Source organism: Cohnella endophytica (assembly GCF_003628305.1).
GTDB classification, from domain to species: domain Bacteria; phylum Bacillota; class Bacilli; order Paenibacillales; family Paenibacillaceae; genus Cohnella; species Cohnella endophytica.
In genome coordinates, this window is sequence record NZ_RBZM01000005.1 from 122,539 (window position 1) to 137,780 (window position 15,242).

Genomic DNA, 15,242 nt, shown 5'->3' on the forward strand with positions numbered 1-15,242 from the left:
GGGCAAACGCGTTATTTTTTGAGCGGGTTAAATCCAAACGGAGAGAAGGAGCACGGTAGAGCTGCCTAACAGCGCACCGACAACCGTGTCGCTTGGGAAATGAAGGCCGAAGTAGATTCGCGATAAGGCAACGCCTATTCCGACCGGCAGGAGTATGGGGATGAGCTTGGGCTCGGCGAGCATCCATGGCGTAAGCATAGCGAAAGCGGCCGTGGTATGACCGGACGGGAAGGAGGGGTCCTTCAACGGACGCCTATTCGTGTTAGTTTGCGGGAACACCTGATAGGGACGTAAGCGCGGTGCGCTTCGTTTGGCGATGGCGACGGGAATATGGCTGAGCACGACCGCCGCGAACGCCAACCAACCGGCGTGACTCCAAGGCTGGGGCGCGAATATTCCGGCGGCTAACGATAGGCAAAGACTGAACGTAGCCCCCGCGATGAGCGACAATACGTGAAAGAGCAAATTTAACGTCGAGCGGTTCCAACGAATGTTGACGTGCAGGAATAAGGGGCGTTCGACTTCCTGAAGCAAGCGGTAGATTCGACTCATGATCGCTCTCCTCTGGCCGTGGGGCCGGTCGGCTCCGGGGCCGATTTGGTCTTCCTGTCTCTAGCATACAGCTCCATTGTCACGCCAGTATTAACGCATGGTTGATATCCCGTTAATGTCCGTTCCGTAAAATAAAGGAAACGGGCGAGGAGGGAATGCGTATGGCGGAAATGCGATTGGCTTTATTTACCGATACGTACGAACCGGAGGTTAACGGCGTAGCTAAGACGTTAGGGAGATGGATCGATTATTTGCGCAAGCAAGGCGTTGAGTGTATGGTGTTCGCTCCTTCAAGACCGCGCAGGGAAAAACATGTATCCCAGGTCGCGGAAAGGTTGATCAGCCTTCCGTTTTTCCTGTATCCCGAATGCAGGCTGGCAGTGCCGCAGACCGGTAGCGTCGAGCGCAAGTTCCTGAGCTTCAACCCCACGGTCGTGCATGTCGCGACCCCTTTCGGTACGGGAGTGGTCGGCCGTCGCCTGGCGATTAAACACGGCATTCCTCTCGTCGCGTCTCATCATACGCATTTCGCGCGGTATTTGCCGTTTTACAATTTACAATGGATGGGCAAACTTCTATGGAGATATTTGCATTGGTTTCACAAGCCTTGCGGAAAAATCTACGTTCCTTCGAGCTCCGTGCTGGAAGAATGCCGTCAAGACGGGTGGGAAGGGCTCGAAATCTGGAGTCGGGGAGTCGATATCCGTCGGTTCTATCCGCTCGAAGATCGTAAGAATTTTCTGACGGAGGTAGGATTGTCGAACGCGAAATTCGTCATTTTGTACGCCGGGCGAATAGCTCCGGAGAAGCAACCGGAAGTCGCTGCGGAAGCCGTCGCTCGCATGTCCGAATCAACCGGGGCCGATATCGAGTTCGTCGTCGCGGGCGATGGTCCTGCTTCCCGAGAGATGAAGTCGTTAACCGAGCGGTTAGGGATCCGGGCTCGATTTCTCGGCTCGGTCCCCCAAGATCGGCTACGGCTGTGGATGGCAGCTTCGGACGTTATGATATTCCCCTCGGCGACGGAGACTTTCGGCAACGTCGTATTGGAGGCAATGGCCTGCGGTTTGCCGGTCATCGGAGCCGCCGGCGGGGCGGTTCCGGATACGATCCGGGATGGAATCAACGGTCTTCTCTGCGATCCCGGCAGTTCGGAGGCTTTCGCCGGAAGCCTGGAGCGTTTGTACCGCGACCCCGCCTTGCGAGCCAGATTATCCGCTACGGGTTTGCTCGAGGCGCGTACGCGGTCATGGGAGGGGATTTTCCGGGAGCTTATGACGAGCATAGAATCGTCGACGAAGATGGAATCCGCAACATTGTCCGCTTCCCATTCGTAAACTTATTGTGAACATGGGATAGGTCCACGGATAGAAAAGGCATGCAAATCGCCGGAAAGGGGAGCTAAAGCGGAGAAATCTCGATTACATGCGCAGCTATCCCACAGTTAATCGCCGATGAGGGCCGTCAGTCGCGAATACGGGTATTATAACCTTTTGACAAAAAGAAGCATTCCGAAGAAAATCAAGAAGTTCTCTTTTCAGGGAGGAGTCGCAAGGGTAAAAAAGGTTGATCGAGAAAGTGTCGGAGAAGAAACCAAACAGAGAAAAAGAAACTAAACAGAGAAAAAGAAAAAAGGGATCTAGGGGGTACAACTGAATATGTTTAACGATTTTCTTTTGGTCGTTCAAGTGTTGTTTTTCATCATTGGCGCGTATCAGGTGATTTTGTCTTTCTTCGGGTGGTATCGCAAGAGGGAGCGGATCACGCATAAGCCGACCAAATCGTTCGCGATGCTGGTTGCCGCCCATAACGAAGAAACGGTCGTAGGCGCATTAATCGAGAATTTGCTCAAAATGGACTACCCGCGCGAGCTGTTCGATATTTTCGTCATCTGCGATAATTGCACCGACGGTACGGCGAATATCGTTCGCAAGTACGAAGGCGTGCACGCGTGCGAAAGATCGAACCCGAACCAACGAGGCAAAGGCTTCGCGATCGAATGGATGCTGAAGGAATTGTGGAAACATCCGAAGCAATACGATGCGATCGTAATGTTCGATGCCGACAATCTCGTCGCGACGGACTTCCTTCAATACATGAACGAGGACCTGTGCAACGGCAACAGAGTCATCCAAGGTTATTTGGACACGAAAAACCCGCATGATTCCTGGGTTAGCGCAGCTAACGGGATTAACTATTGGTTCTGCAACCGCCTGTGGCAGATGCCGCGATACAATTTAGGGTTATCCAATTTCCTGGGCGGAACGGGGATGTGCTTCGAGACGAAGCTGCTGAAAGAAATGGGTTGGGGGGCAACGAGCCTGGTCGAGGATTTGGAATTCACGATCCGTTGCATCCAGCGCGACATCTATCCGAAGTTCAACTACGACGCGCGCGTGTATGACGAGAAGCCGATTACGTTCAAAGCTTCTTCCCGCCAACGTCTTCGTTGGATGCAAGGGCATTTCGATGTTACCCGTCGTTACATGTTTCCGCTGTTATGGCAAGGAATCAAGGAACGCAGCATGGTCAAGATCGATGCCGCGCTCTATGTCTTTAACGCTTATAACTTCTTGATCGGTTTCCTGCTGACGGCTACGTTGTGGTTCGACGTCTTGCTGCCGGGAGCTCCGCATTTCGTTTCCATCTACTCGCTCGCGCCGGTATGGCTGGCCGTTCCTATATCTCTGTACATTTACATGCAGGTACCGCTGGCGATGTTGCTCGAGAAAGTGAACTGGCGCGTGTACTTTAGGCTGATTACGTTCCCGATCTTCTTCTTCACGTGGTGGCCGATTACGTTCTATGCTTTCTTTACGCAGAACAACAAAACATGGAGCCATACTCAGCACACCCGCGTGCTTCGCTTGGAAGAAGTGCAAGGGAAACAAATGTAAGGAAGCTCGGAGTTTCCCCGGGAATGGCCCGGGGAAACCCTCTTTTCATTTTTTGCAGGGTACGCGTTGACTTCCTGCGCGGAGCATGATATAGTGATCGTTGTGACTGATTTAAGAATTATTCAGCACGCGCAAGCAGAAGCACCCGCTTCTCACCTGATTGGCTTCGGCTGACGGGTTTGCGTAGCCGACGATACGGGAAATGCGGACGATGGATTGTTCGCGTGGCCGATACGTTTGGACTAGGATGCGGGTCGATGCGACTCGTATTTTTTTATGTTGTCTCAACCATTCAATAATAAGAGTTTATTTCGGAGGTGGAACATTATTAGCAAGGATCATCAGATCAACGAGGAAATCCGGGCGAAGGAAGTCCGACTAGTCGGCCCAGAAGGCGAACAAATCGGGATCAAACCTTTTCGTGAAGCTATGCAGATGGCCATTGACGCGAATCTCGACTTAGTTAACGTTGCGCCTCAGGCCAAACCGCCTGTGTGTCGCATCATGGACTACGGCAAATTCCGTTATGAGCAGCAGAAGAAAGAAAAGGAAGCTCGGAAGAATCAGAAAATCGTCGACCTCAAAGAAGTTTGGTTTCGTGCGAACATCGAAGAGCACGACTATCAAACGAAGTTTCGCAATGTTGTGAAATTTTTGAACGAAGGCGACAAGGTGAAATGCTCCGTGCGGTTCCGCGGTCGCGAAATTACGCATGCCAAGCTCGGACAGAAGATCTTGGAGCGGGTCGCGAACGAAGTAGCAGAAATTTGTGTTGTTGAGCGCATGCCTAAGCTGGAAGGCCGCAGCATGATTATGATTTTGGCTCCGAAAGCCCACTGACAGGAGGATACAATTCATGCCTAAGATGAAAACTCATAGCAGCTTGAAAGATCGCTTCAAAATTACCGGAACCGGTAAAGTAAAACGGTTCAAAGCTTACAAAAACCACTTGTTGTCCCACAAATCCGGTCGCGCTAAGCGCGTATTGGCAGGCCAACCATTGGTAGCGCAAGGCGACGTTCGCCGCATGCAGCAACAACTCGCAAACCTGAAATAAACTATCGATAATTCGTTATATGAACACTTCCGGGAGGTAATGAATCATGGCAAGAGTCAAGGGCGGATTCGTCACGCGCCGTCGTCGCAATAGAATGTTGAAGTTAGCAAAAGGTTACTGGGGCGCGAAACATCGCCTGTTTAAGAAAGCTAAAGAACAAGTAATGAAATCCCTTATGTACGCATACCGTGACCGTCGTCAGACGAAACGGAACTTCCGCAAATTGTGGATCGTGCGTATTAACGCTGCGGCTCGCCAGAACGGCTTGTCTTACAGCAAAATGATGCACGGCCTGAAATTGGCCGGTATCGAAGTAAACCGCAAAATGCTTGCCGACCTGGCAGTGAACGACATCGGCGCGTTCAACTCCCTTGCCGGCGCAGCCAAAGAAAAAATCAACGCGTAGGCTTCGGCCTCGCGTTCGGACAAGCCCCGGGCAACTGGGGCTTTTTTTGTTTTCTGCGGTGATGATCGGTTGGGGAGGCATGGGAGAGTGCAGAATGCGCCGAATAAGATGTACTCCGCTACTTCGGTGAGTGAAAGTGTGTTGGATGCGGCGAATAAGATGCACTCTGCTTCTTCGGTGAGTTAGAATGTGGTGGATGCGGCGAATAAGATGCACTCCGCTACTTCGGTGAGTGAGAGTGTGGTGAATGCGGCGAATAAGATGCACTCCGCTACTTCGGTGAGTGAGAGTGTGGTGAATGCGGCGAATAAGATGCACTCCGCTACTTCGGTGAGTGAAAGTGTGTTGGATGCGGCGAATAAGATGCACTCCGCTACTTTACTCCTTTTCCAAGAACATAACGCGTCGTTCGTTTCTTTCCGGAGGAAGCAGCATTCAAGTAACCTGACTTGGTCAAACCGACGATGTGTCGGTTGATTGTTGTCCTATGCCATCCGAGTTCCTTTGCGGCGGAAGTCGGCGAGAAAGGGGAACGGTTTCGCTCCGCATAGGCTACGATTGCCCGGTCGACAGGATCATCGATATCAAGGGTGACGGAAGACTTATCAATCCCCCACTTGCCGGCTGCATGCATAAGGAGTTGCTGGCATCTGCGGGGATGTTCGGCGATATCGTCGTAGGAGAAGCGCAAAACGATCCAACCGTCGAGCACGAGATGATTTTGGCGAAAGAGATTGTCGGCGAATTTCCATCGGTCAACGTTCCGCCAATGGGGACCGAATCCGTCGATCTCTATCGCGACATTAATGCCCGGCATCGCCCATGCGAAGTCCAAATAACGAAACCCATCCTTAAAATCCGTAACCTCGTACTCCGGGTGCAGGGCGTTAAAAGAGAAGAAGTTCGGCCACCACACCTTGGCGATGAACGATTTCTGCGCGTGATTCAGACCCTTCGTTAACTTTCGTTTCCGTTCCCCCGAGCTCTTCCTCGTATGCCCGGCCATCCACTCCCCATAGGCAACTTCAAAAGAAGCATCCCTACTCGCAACAGCCATATCCATTCCTCCTTATCAATAAAAAAACGCCGCTCGCCCGGAGAGTTCCGGATGAACGGCGCGTGCTTCGCGACCAGCTTTGGTTAGTATGATACATGACTTCCGACGAACGAACAAGTCTCGTTGGATGACCTGCAAAATACATGAGTATCCCGTATGGCCGGCAAGCCCCATTTTCCCGCTGAGGGACAGATGTACATGCACGACAAGCGTGCAAGCCATACATTAACAGGACAACGGAGACGTTGATCAAACCCGATATCCGATTGTCGTCTTTCGCGTTTCGCAACCAATGAACACCAAGGAAGGAGTGTTGGGTAATGTCGCGAATTACTCGATCGCAGGCAAGCCATTTTATCGGCAAACAAATCTATGCCGTTCGCAAAGACGGATCCGTTGCTTCCGGCAAGTTAGTTCGAATCCAAGGCAACCGAGTTGCGTTGGAGCAACCAAAAGGTGAGAAAGCGCAAATTAAATTGATTCTTCCGTTGGTCTTGTTCGATGTGTTGGCTGTTGATGGCGGTTACGGTTATGGGGACGGATACGGTTACGGCGGTTACGGTTATGACGGCTTTGACGGCGGATGGTGGTAATCTAGAAAGTAACGGGAACAGCGGACCGATGGGCATCGGTCCGCTGTTCTTTGTCGTTATTTTCAGTTGTACAGAGGCTTGGCGACTTCGATCACTTTGAGCGCATCGATCGTACGTATCGTCGTATAACCGAGTCTGGCGTAAAAGCGGAGAGCGCGATAGTTGCCCTCATCCACGAATATCCGCGACGTGGTGCAGCCTTTCTTGCGCCCGTATTGCTCTGCCCGGCGCATGAGCGCGGTTCCCCAATGTTTGTTCTGACGGGAGGAATCGACGGCAAGCAGATCGATGAATAGAACCGTGCCGCGAAATTCCATATGAAGAAAGCCGAACGGCGAACTCCTGCGGGTTTCGGCGACGACGAGAGTGGCTCCTCTGCGCATGCGTCGCGCGATCTCATAGTGCAAGCGGCTGTCCCGGGGATGTTGCCATGGGGAAATCGGAACCAATTGCGTGCGGACAAGCTCGACGATGCCCTTATCGTCCCGCGGTTGTCTCCAACGTATCAAACAGGGCACCTCCCCCTTACGAAGTCGCTCGGCCCGGATTACGAACGGTTGCCGATTGTACAACGTATGAGAAAGTAATTTGATCGGTAACGGCTAAGATGTGTATTGACGAATGCCTTAGCGAAGAATATAATAATGTCTAAATCGACTGCAAAGCAAATAGCCGTGATGAGGATAAAGCGATAGGGCTCTTATGCGCAGAGAGTATCGGACCTGCTGAAACCGATACCTTAACCCCTGTAAGCGAAGTCTCCTCGGAGCTGTTCGCCTGAACCGCCTAAACGGCGTAATAGGGTGAATCGGATTAGCGCACGTTATTGCGCTTAGAGTATGAACGTTCCTTGATTTTTTGGAACTCATACTTTATAAGGCCGTCATCGCGAGATGCGCGGCAAACTCGGGTGGTACCGCGGAAGCAACAGCCTTTCGTCCCTTGATAGCCATATTGGCGTCGGGATGAAAGGCTTTTTGATTTGTTGAAAGGAGGAAAAAAGATGAGTGCTCAAGGTGTTCAAATGAAGTCCAAGGAAGAATTGATCGAGAAGTGGAGCAAGCCCGAGGTGATCACGGGATCTGAAATACTGCTTCGCAGTTTATTGCTGGAGGGAGCAGAGTGCGTCTTCGGTTATCCGGGCGGCGCGGTACTGTTCATCTACGATGCCATGCACGGCTTTTCGGATTTCCAGCATCTGTTGACGAGACACGAACAAGGTGCCATTCACGCCGCGGACGGTTATGCGCGTTCTACCGGCAAAGTGGGTGTATGTATCGCGACTTCGGGACCGGGCGCGACCAACTTGGTCACGGGTATCGCAACTGCATATATGGATTCAGTACCGCTAGTCGTCATCACGGGTAACGTAGCGACGACCCTGATCGGTACGGATGCTTTCCAAGAAGCGGATATCGTAGGGATCACGATGCCGATTACGAAACACAGCTATCTGGTACGTAAGGCCGAGGATCTGCCTCGAGTCATTCACGAAGCCTTCCATATTGCGAACAGCGGACGGAAAGGTCCGGTGCTCATCGATATTCCGAAAGACGTTTCCGCGGAAAAAACGTTGTTCCAACCCGTAACCCAAGTTAATCTTCGCGGGTACAACCCGACGGTTCAACCGAATAAGCAACAAGTGGAGAAAATGATCCGAGCGATCGAGAAAGCCGAGAAACCGGTTATTCTAGCCGGCGGCGGCGTCGTATACTCGGGAGCCCACGAGGAGCTTTACGAGTTCATCACGAAGACGGGCATTCCGACTACGACGACATTGCTTGGATTGGGCGGTTTCCCAAGCGGCCACGAGCTGCACATGGGAATGCCGGGAATGCACGGAACATGGACGGCGAATACGGCGATTCAATCGGCCGACTTGCTCATTAATATCGGCGCTCGTTTCGACGATCGCGTGACGGGCAAGCTGAAAGGTTTCGCGCCACATGCGAAGATCGTCCACATCGATATCGATCCGGCGGAGATCGGCAAGAACGTGCCTACGGACATTCCGATCGTCGGAGACGTAAAGGCGGTGCTTCAGCAGGCGAACGCCATCGCGAAGTACGCGGGGAAAGCCGATGCCTGGCGCAAACAAATCGCCGAATGGTCCGCGGAGAAGCCGTTCAAGTATATCGATTCCGATACCGAGTTGAAGCCTCAATGGGTCATTCAGATGATTCACGAGACGACGAACGGCGACGCGATCGTGACGACCGACGTCGGTCAGCATCAGATGTGGGCGGCGCAATACTATCCGTTCAAGCAACCGCGTTCTTGGGTAACCTCGGGCGGACTCGGAACGATGGGCTTCGGATTCCCGTCGGCGATCGGCGCACAGATGGGCAATCCCGGCAGAACGGTCGTATCGATCAACGGAGACGGCGGCATGCAGATGTGCGCCCAAGAGCTTGCGATCTGCGCGATCAACAACATTCCGGTTAAAGTTGTTATCATTAACAACCAAGTGCTCGGAATGGTTCGCCAATGGCAAGAGCTCATCTACGATAACCGTTACAGCCATATCGACCTTTCGGGTAGCCCGGATTTCGTGAAGCTTGCCGAGGCCTACGGAGTAAAAGGGTTCCGCGCTTCGAACAAAGAAGACGCGCGCAGCGTATGGGAAGAAGCATTGAATCATCCGGGGCCTGCGGTCGTCGAATTCGTTGTCCGCAAGCATGAGAACGTGTATCCGATGGTTACCCAAGGAAGCACGATCGATCAGATGATCATGGGGGATTCCGAATGAACCGTAAATTTACGATAGCGATATTAGTTAACGACCAGCCGGGAGTTCTGCAACGGGTATCGGGCCTATTCGGCCGCCGCGGGTTCAATATCGAGAGCATTACCGTCGGCGCGTCGGAGGAACCGGGATTATCCCGTATGGTCATCGTCACTGCGGGCGACGATCATACGTTGGAGCAAATCCAGAAGCAATTGTACAAGCTGATCGACGTGATCAAGGTTATCGACATCAGCGCAGCTCCGATGGTCGGCCGGGAACTCGGGTTGATCAAGATCGGCGCGGAGCCTTCCGTCCGCCCCGAAATTCTCGGCATCGTGGAAACTTTCCGCGCAGCGGTCGTGGATATCGGTCCAGTGTCCTTGATCGTTCAAGTCGTTGGCGATTCCGAGAAAATCGATGCGATGATCGAGCTGCTCAAGCCCTACGGCATTCGCGAATTGTCGCGGACGGGCGTCACGGCAATGAACAGAGGCGTCAAGTAAGAAACGGCTCACCTTATGACGAAGTAACATTATAGAAATAAACGCCCGATCGAAGCGGGGGTTCGAGGGGAACGTCGGACTTTAGTACGACGGCGCGATGGCGCGTTAGCGCCACCCTTGGAACGCCCGCTTCGAGGGTCGACATATTCGTTTTATCAACCATTTTAAGGAGGAACACAATCCCATGGCAGTTAATCTTTTTCACGAGAAAGACGCTGATCTCAGCGTTCTTAAAGGCAAAACAATCGCGGTAATCGGCTACGGTAGCCAAGGTCATGCGCAAGCGCAAAACCTTCGCGACAGCGGTCTGAACGTTATCATCGGTCTTCGCGAAGGCAAATCCGCAGACAGCGCGCGCAATGACGGTTTCGAAGTTCTTTCCGTTGGCGACGCGACTCGCAAAGCGGACGTCGTTCAAATCTTGATGCCGGACGAGACCCAAGCTAGCGTATATAAGAACGAAATCGAGCCTAACCTCAAAAAAGGCGCAGCTCTCATGTTCTCCCACGGTTTTAACGTACATTTCGGACAAATCGTAGCTCCTGCTGACGCTGACGTCTTGCTGGTTGCTCCTAAATCCCCGGGCCACATGGTTCGTCGTACTTACGTCGAAGGCTTCGGCGTACCGGGACTGATCGCGATCCACCAGAACGGAACGGGCAAAGCTTTCGAAATCGGTATGGCTTATGCTAAAGGCATCGGCTGCACGCGCGCGGGAGTTATCGAAACTTCGTTCCGCGAAGAAACGGAAACCGACTTGTTCGGCGAACAAGCCGTATTGTGCGGCGGCGCAACCGCTCTCGTTAAAGCAGGTTTCGAAACGCTTGTCGAAGCGGGATACGCTCCTGAAATGGCTTACTTCGAGTGCTTGCACGAGTTGAAGCTGATCGTCGACATGATGTACGAAGGCGGCTTGTCCTCCATGCGCAGTTCCATCTCGAACACGGCTGAATACGGCGACTACGTTACCGGACCTCGCGTCGTAACGGACGAAACGAAAAAAGAAATGAAACGCGTTCTCGAAGATATCCAACAAGGTAAATTCGCTCGCGACTTCATCCTTGAAAACCTGTCCGGACGTGCGTTCCTGACGGCTACCCGCCGCAACGAAGCGGAGCACCCGATCGAAGTGGTCGGCGCTCAACTTCGCGGAATGATGCACTGGATCAAGAAATAAATAACGGACAAGCGATACGAAACCCCGGCATAGCCAGCCGGGGTTTTTGTTAAATGCCGACAATCGGTATGTTATAATGAGGAACAAAGTCACGGTAGGTTTCAGGAGGTGCGAACAGATCAGCCATGAGAAAAATTTATATTTTCGACACGACGTTACGCGATGGTGAGCAGTCTCCCGGCGTTAACCTGAACACGCAAGAAAAAGTGGAAATCGCTTTGCAGCTCGAGAAACTGGGCGTCGATCGCATCGAAGCCGGCTTCCCGGCGGCATCGCCCGGAGATTTGGCCGCCGTCAACGCGGTCGCGCGCGCGATCAAGAACGCATCGGTCATGGGACTTGCCCGTTCCGTCGAGAAGGATATCGACGCGGTGTACGAAGCGCTGAAGGGCGCCGAAGACCCGGCGATTCACATTTTCCTCGCTACGTCCCCGATCCATCGCAAGCACAAGCTTCGCATGGAGAAAGAGCAGGTATTGGAAACGGCGGAGAAAGCAATCCGTTACGCCAAAAAATATTTCAGCAGAGTCGAGTTCTCGGCGGAGGACGCCGGCCGCACGGAGCTGGACTTCCTATGCGAAGTCACGTCGCTGGCCGTACGCGAAGGCGTATCGGTCGTGAACATTCCGGATACGGTCGGTTACTTGAATCCTGCCGAGTTCGGCAATATTTTCAAAACGTTAAAAGAAAACGTGCAGGGAATCGAGAACATCCAACTGTCCGCGCACTGTCATGACGATCTCGGCATGGCGACGGCGAATTCGCTGGCCGCAATCTTGAACGGCGCCGACCAAATCGAAGGCACGATCAACGGCATCGGCGAACGCGCGGGCAACACGGCGCTCGAAGAAGTGGCGCTTGCGCTGGCTACTCGCGCGGATTATTTCCAAGCGACGACTTCCCTTAACCTGAAGGAAATCGCGCGCACAAGCCGCCTTGTCAGCAAACTGACCGGCATGGTCGTTCCGGGCAACAAAGCGATCGTCGGGGCTAACGCGTTCGCGCACGAATCCGGAATCCACCAAGACGGCATGTTGAAGGAGAAAACGACTTACGAGATCATTTCTCCGGATACGATCGGCCTGAGGGACAGCAAACTCGTGCTCGGCAAGCATTCCGGACGCCATGCGTTCCGCGAGAAGCTGATCGATCTCGGTTACGAGCACCTCACGGAAGATCAAGTGAACGCCGCGTTCGGCAAGTTCAAGGATGTCGCGGACCGCAAGAAAAACGTGACGGACGAAGATATTCGCGCGCTGATCGAAGAGAAGATCATCGAAACGCCGGAAGTGTTCGCGTTGGAACAGCTCGTCGTATCGTTCGACAGCCACGCGACGCCGAGCGCGACAGTTACGCTGAAAACGCAGAAAGGCATCGTGAAGCAAGAGTCCGATGGCAACGGTACCGTAGACGCCATCTATCAAGCGATCGATAAGCTGACCGGCGAAGAAGTCGAGCTAGACGACTACACGATCAAGTCCGTTACGGACGGCACGGACGCGCTCGGAGAAGTGCACGTCGTGCTCAAGCAAGGAGATTCGTCCGCGCAAGGCCGCGGGGTGAGCACGGACATCTTGGAAGCAAGCGCTCGCGCATACGTGGATGCCTTGAACAGGCTAGTCGACAAACGCAACGCGCCTGCCCGCAATCGTCGCGATAACGTTACGCTGATCTAATTGAAATGGGGAGCGCTCAGATGAACTATCGTTTTTCTACAAGGCTGGACACATTCTCCTCTTCCGCGGTTCGCGAAATCTTGAAGCTGACGCAGAAGAAATCGATCATCTCGTTCGCGGGCGGACTGCCCGCGGAGGAGCATTTCCCGGTCGCGGCTATCGGCGAAGCGTTCGATAGAGTGCTCGCGGCAGGCAATAAAGCGTTGCAATACGGCTTGACGGAAGGCTACTTGCCGCTAAGGGAAAGTATCTGCAAGTGGATGGGCCGAAAGGGAATTACCGTCACGCCCGACGATATGCTCTTAACTACGGGTTCGCAGCAAGCAATCGATTTGCTTTCCCGGATCTATATCGACGCGGGGGATGTCATTCTCGTGGAGAAGCCGACCTATTTGTCCGCATTGCAAGTGTTTCGTTCTTACGGCGCGACTCTCGTATCCGTGGAAACGGACGAAGACGGCATGGTATTGGAGGACTTGGAGTCGAAGCTGAAGCAATATCGGCCCAAGCTTGTCTACGTCATTCCGACGTTCTCCAATCCGACGGGCCAGGCTTGGAGCTTGGAGCGACGCCAAGGCGTATTGAAACTATGCCGCGAGAGCGATTCCCTCATTCTCGAAGACGATCCCTACGGAGAGCTCAAATTCGGCGACGCGTCGGTTACTTATCCTTCGATCTTCTCGCTCGATCAGCATCCGGCCGGCTCATGCGTCGTCTATACGAGCACGTTCTCGAAGACGGTTGCCCCGGCGCTGCGCACCGGCTGGGTCATGGCGGATCCGGATATTATCCGCCACATGGCCAGGGCGAAGCAGGCCGCGGACTTGCATTCGAGCTCGCTCGACCAGCAGACGCTCTATCAATTGATGGAGCACTTCGATCTCGACGGTCACATCGAATTCGTCCGCAAGGAATACGAAATTCGCATGCGTCAGATGGCCGATCAGCTCAAGCAACAGCAATGGCCTGGCGTTACGTGGAACGAACCGAAGGGCGGCATGTTCTTCTGGCTGGAGCTTCCGGAATCGGTAGACACGGGTGAGTTGCTTAAGACAGCCGTCGATCTTGGGGTCGCGTTCGTGCCGGGCGTTTCTTTCTTCGCGGAGGACAATTCCCCTAGGAACAGAATGCGCATGAACTTTACGCATAACGATTTCGAAGGCACCGTTGCTGGCATGAAGCGATTGTCGCAAGCGATGGAAACCGTGCTGGTGAAATAATAATACAATTAGCGATTATGCGAAGAGGCCGTCCAATGGATCCAAAGTCCAAGGCGGTCTCTTGGCATTTTGGACACTCAGGCGACAACGTAAGGATTAGGATCGCCCCTTCCATAGTCCCTACCTATCGAACCAATAGTTTTTATCTATTTTGCCAATGGGTGCAAGTGTATTACAATTGAGAGAAGGTCTCAACGGACAACTACACTAAATCCAAAATTGGAGTGAACGATCATTATGCCAGAAATCAAAAAAATCGCCGTCATCGCAGGAGACGGAATCGGTCCCGAAGTCGTAGCGGAAGCGGTAAAAGTATTGAAACGCACGGAAGAACTGTTCGGTTACCAATTCGAGCTCGAGCACGGCTTGTTCGGCGGAATCGCCATCGACGAGAGAGGCACGCCGTTGCCGCAAGACACGCTCGAAATGTGCCGTAACGCCGATGCCGTATTGCTTGGCGCGGTAGGCGGGCCGAAATGGGATAACAATTCGAAAGAACTTCGCCCGGAAACGGGGTTGCTTGGCATTCGCAAAGCATTGGGCTTGTTCTCCAACATCCGTCCTGCTGTCGTATTCGACTGCCTGAAGGACGCATCGACGCTGAAACCGGAAGTACTGGAAGGCACGGATCTGATCGTCGTACGCGAGCTGACGGGCGGCATCTATTTCGGCGAGAAATTCCGCCGGGAAGGCGCGCAAGGCGAAGAAGCGGTCGACACTTGCGTATATAACGTTACGGAAATCGAACGTATCGTACGTCAAGCGTTCGAAGTCGCGCAGAAACGCAGCAAACGTCTTGCTTCCGTAGATAAAGCTAACGTTCTCGAAACTTCCCGCCTGTGGAGAGAAACGGTTAACCGCATCGCTCCCGAGTATGCGGACGTTGAAGTCGAGCATGTATTGGTCGACAACTGCGCGATGCAATTGCTTCGCCGTCCTTCGAGCTTCGACGTTATCGTAACGGAGAACATGTTCGGAGATATTTTGAGCGACGAAGCGGCTATGTTGACCGGATCGATCGGCATGCTAAGCTCGGCTTCACTCGGCGAAGGCAGCTTCGGATTGTACGAGCCGGTACACGGATCCGCGCCGGATATTGCGGGCCAAGGCATCTCGAACCCGATCGCGACGATTCTGTCGGTCGCGCTCATGTTCCGTTTGACGTTCGGATACGAAGAAGCGGCTACGCTGATCGAAACCGCAGTCAAAAACGTCCTTGATGCGGGCCATCGCACGGGCGATATCGCCGTCGATAAGAGCAAAGCGATCGGTACGACCGCAATGGGCGACCTGATCATTGCCGCAATGACGCGTTAAATTATAATTATTATAAAAAAGGAATAGTTATCATCTTGACTACGTTGTCCACGAATGGT

15 protein-coding genes are annotated in these 15,242 nt (G+C 53.2%); 12 read left to right on the forward strand and 3 right to left on the reverse strand.

What is annotated here, in order from left to right; all coding sequences use genetic code 11:
* Nucleotides 1-27 precede the first annotated feature (27 nt).
* Nucleotides 28-552 carry a phosphatase PAP2 family protein gene (locus D7Z26_RS10900; RefSeq protein WP_120976781.1) on the reverse strand — a complete coding sequence of 175 codons (525 nt, stop codon included), beginning with the start codon at nt 550-552 and terminating at the stop codon, nt 28-30.
* A gap of 161 nt (nt 553-713) precedes the next feature.
* Between D7Z26_RS10900 and D7Z26_RS10905 the strand changes: the two genes are divergently transcribed.
* The 5 genes from D7Z26_RS10905 (at nt 714) to rplT (ending at nt 4,912) form a co-directional block, all read left to right on the forward strand.
* A complete protein-coding gene (locus D7Z26_RS10905; RefSeq protein ID WP_120976783.1) occupies nt 714-1,889 on the forward strand; it encodes a glycosyltransferase family 4 protein in 1,176 nt (391 codons plus the stop codon).
* A gap of 321 nt (nt 1,890-2,210) precedes the next feature.
* Nucleotides 2,211-3,449 (forward strand): glycosyltransferase family 2 protein, encoded by a 1,239-nt coding sequence (locus D7Z26_RS10910; RefSeq protein WP_120976785.1) that lies wholly within the window; start codon nt 2,211-2,213, stop codon nt 3,447-3,449.
* A gap of 276 nt (nt 3,450-3,725) precedes the next feature.
* On the forward strand, nt 3,726-4,289 hold the full coding sequence (gene infC, locus D7Z26_RS10915) for a translation initiation factor IF-3 (RefSeq protein ID WP_233566803.1): 564 nt from the start codon (nt 3,726-3,728) through the stop codon (nt 4,287-4,289).
* Nucleotides 4,290-4,305: 16 nt separating this feature from the next.
* Nucleotides 4,306-4,506, forward strand: a complete 201-nt coding sequence (gene rpmI, locus D7Z26_RS10920) for a 50S ribosomal protein L35 (protein ID WP_120976787.1) — start codon at nt 4,306-4,308, stop codon at nt 4,504-4,506.
* A 46-nt stretch (nt 4,507-4,552) separates the two neighbouring features.
* Nucleotides 4,553-4,912 (forward strand): 50S ribosomal protein L20, encoded by a 360-nt coding sequence (rplT, locus tag D7Z26_RS10925; protein ID WP_116062642.1) that lies wholly within the window; start codon nt 4,553-4,555, stop codon nt 4,910-4,912.
* A 373-nt stretch (nt 4,913-5,285) separates the two neighbouring features.
* Here rplT and D7Z26_RS10930 read toward each other — a convergent pair whose 3' ends face one another.
* A complete protein-coding gene (locus D7Z26_RS10930) occupies nt 5,286-5,969 on the reverse strand; it encodes a helix-turn-helix domain-containing protein (protein WP_120976788.1) in 684 nt (227 codons plus the stop codon).
* A 320-nt stretch (nt 5,970-6,289) separates the two neighbouring features.
* On the opposite strand from D7Z26_RS10930, the gene D7Z26_RS10935 reads away from it, so the two are divergent.
* Nucleotides 6,290-6,562 carry a 50S ribosomal protein L33 gene (locus tag D7Z26_RS10935; protein WP_120976791.1) on the forward strand — a complete coding sequence of 91 codons (273 nt, stop codon included), beginning with the start codon at nt 6,290-6,292 and terminating at the stop codon, nt 6,560-6,562.
* A 62-nt stretch (nt 6,563-6,624) separates the two neighbouring features.
* On the opposite strand, the gene D7Z26_RS10940 is transcribed toward D7Z26_RS10935, so the two are convergent.
* Entirely contained in the window at nt 6,625-7,071 is a 447-nt protein-coding gene (locus D7Z26_RS10940; RefSeq protein WP_158602263.1) for a GNAT family N-acetyltransferase, read from the reverse strand.
* Nucleotides 7,072-7,565: 494 nt separating this feature from the next.
* Here D7Z26_RS10940 and ilvB point away from each other — a divergent pair, with 494 nt between their 5' ends.
* The 6 genes from ilvB to leuB all read left to right on the forward strand — a co-directional run bounded on the left by ilvB (nt 7,566) and on the right by leuB (nt 15,183).
* Entirely contained in the window at nt 7,566-9,311 is a 1,746-nt protein-coding gene (gene ilvB / locus D7Z26_RS10945) for a biosynthetic-type acetolactate synthase large subunit (RefSeq protein WP_120976795.1), read from the forward strand.
* Nucleotides 9,308-9,793 (forward strand): acetolactate synthase small subunit, encoded by a 486-nt coding sequence (ilvN, locus tag D7Z26_RS10950; RefSeq protein ID WP_120976797.1) that lies wholly within the window; start codon nt 9,308-9,310, stop codon nt 9,791-9,793. Before ilvB ends, ilvN begins: the two co-directional genes overlap by 4 nt.
* Nucleotides 9,794-9,947: 154 nt before the next feature.
* Complete coding sequence (gene ilvC / locus D7Z26_RS10955) at nt 9,948-10,970, forward strand: ketol-acid reductoisomerase (protein ID WP_407643512.1); 1,023 nt, start codon at nt 9,948-9,950, stop codon at nt 10,968-10,970.
* A 125-nt stretch (nt 10,971-11,095) separates the two neighbouring features.
* Nucleotides 11,096-12,646 (forward strand): 2-isopropylmalate synthase, encoded by a 1,551-nt coding sequence (locus D7Z26_RS10960; RefSeq protein WP_120976801.1) that lies wholly within the window; start codon nt 11,096-11,098, stop codon nt 12,644-12,646.
* 20 nt (nt 12,647-12,666) lie between these two features.
* Entirely contained in the window at nt 12,667-13,866 is a 1,200-nt protein-coding gene (locus D7Z26_RS10965; protein WP_120976803.1) for an aminotransferase-like domain-containing protein, read from the forward strand.
* A 237-nt stretch (nt 13,867-14,103) separates the two neighbouring features.
* Nucleotides 14,104-15,183 (forward strand): 3-isopropylmalate dehydrogenase, encoded by a 1,080-nt coding sequence (gene leuB, locus D7Z26_RS10970; protein WP_120976805.1) that lies wholly within the window; start codon nt 14,104-14,106, stop codon nt 15,181-15,183.
* Nucleotides 15,184-15,242 lie beyond the last annotated feature (59 nt).

Coding starts and splice junctions, on each gene's coding strand:
- D7Z26_RS10960 (WP_120976801.1), top strand. CDS start 11,096: ATGAGAAAAATTTATATTTTCGACACGACGTTACGCGATGGTGAGCAG.
- D7Z26_RS10930 (WP_120976788.1), bottom strand. CDS start 5,969: ATGGCTGTTGCGAGTAGGGATGCTTCTTTTGAAGTTGCCTATGGGGAG.
- infC (WP_233566803.1), top strand. CDS start 3,726: ATGTTGTCTCAACCATTCAATAATAAGAGTTTATTTCGGAGGTGGAAC.
- ilvB (WP_120976795.1), top strand. CDS start 7,566: ATGAGTGCTCAAGGTGTTCAAATGAAGTCCAAGGAAGAATTGATCGAG.
- D7Z26_RS10910 (WP_120976785.1), top strand. CDS start 2,211: ATGTTTAACGATTTTCTTTTGGTCGTTCAAGTGTTGTTTTTCATCATT.
- rpmI (WP_120976787.1), top strand. CDS start 4,306: ATGCCTAAGATGAAAACTCATAGCAGCTTGAAAGATCGCTTCAAAATT.
- ilvN (WP_120976797.1), top strand. CDS start 9,308: ATGAACCGTAAATTTACGATAGCGATATTAGTTAACGACCAGCCGGGA.
- D7Z26_RS10935 (WP_120976791.1), top strand. CDS start 6,290: ATGTCGCGAATTACTCGATCGCAGGCAAGCCATTTTATCGGCAAACAA.
- D7Z26_RS10900 (WP_120976781.1), bottom strand. CDS start 552: ATGAGTCGAATCTACCGCTTGCTTCAGGAAGTCGAACGCCCCTTATTC.
- rplT (WP_116062642.1), top strand. CDS start 4,553: ATGGCAAGAGTCAAGGGCGGATTCGTCACGCGCCGTCGTCGCAATAGA.
- leuB (WP_120976805.1), top strand. CDS start 14,104: ATGCCAGAAATCAAAAAAATCGCCGTCATCGCAGGAGACGGAATCGGT.
- D7Z26_RS10965 (WP_120976803.1), top strand. CDS start 12,667: ATGAACTATCGTTTTTCTACAAGGCTGGACACATTCTCCTCTTCCGCG.
- D7Z26_RS10905 (WP_120976783.1), top strand. CDS start 714: ATGGCGGAAATGCGATTGGCTTTATTTACCGATACGTACGAACCGGAG.